General features: G+C 60.4%; 1 protein-coding gene. It reads left to right on the top strand.

Features of this window, described 5'->3' with window-relative positions; translation table 11 throughout:
* Nucleotides 1-710: DUF5753 domain-containing protein (locus Sru01_RS33565; protein WP_203994433.1), on the top strand; the 710-nt coding region annotated here is incomplete at its 5' end.
* Nucleotides 711-782 lie beyond the last annotated feature (72 nt).

The following is a 782-nucleotide window of genomic DNA, read 5'->3' as shown; positions in this document are numbered from 1 at the left end:
CGATCAGATTCAGTCGAAGCCTGCTGGGCTTCGTCGAGCGAGGTCAGCGCACTCCCAACCCCGACTTCGTCAAGCGCTGCGACGAGGCGTTGTCGGCGGGCGGAGAGCTTATCCGTCACTGGAGTGATCTTCGCGGGGAAGCCGGTCCGCACTGGTTCAAGGGATGGCTGGGAGTCGAAAAGGAGGCGCACACCCTTCATGCTTGGGAACCCATCGTCGTTCCGGGTCTCTTGCAGACCGAGGACTACGCCCGAGCTGTCATCCGTGGAGAGCCGGGCATCACGCGGGAGCAGATAGCGAGGGCAGTGGCCGCTCGAATGGAACGGCAAAAGATCTTGTCTCGGCCTGATTCTCCGACATTTCGTGTGATTTTGGACGAGGCTGTCTTGTACCGTTTGGTAGGCACCGAAGAAATCATGCGAATGCAGCTGAAGCGCCTCCTTGAGGCGCTGGATTCGCCGCGAATCGGCATACAGATCGTTCCCATGTCGGCAGGGGTGACAACAGGTGTCCTTGGTGGATTTGCCATTGCGCAGCTTTCCGGTCATCTGGATACGGTGTACATCCAGACCGCGATCCGGGGCCATGTGTCAAACCGCCCCGAGGATGTCAAGGCCATCCATGACCGTTACGACAAGCTGCGGGCCGAGGCGCAGCCGCAACTCGCGTCCATCGAGTTGATCAGAGAGGCGGAGAAGCGGTGGGTCTGAACGACGAACTGAGCAGGGCCGTCTGGCGGAAGGCGACTAAGAGCGGCTCTGACCAGGGGAACTGTCTGGAAG

The sequence above is a fragment of the Sphaerisporangium rufum genome (assembly GCF_016863395.1).
Lineage (GTDB): Bacteria > Actinomycetota > Actinomycetes > Streptosporangiales > Streptosporangiaceae > Sphaerisporangium > Sphaerisporangium rufum.
The sequence above is the reverse complement of the archived record's forward strand: the minus strand, read 5'-3'. Positions and strand labels throughout refer to the sequence as shown.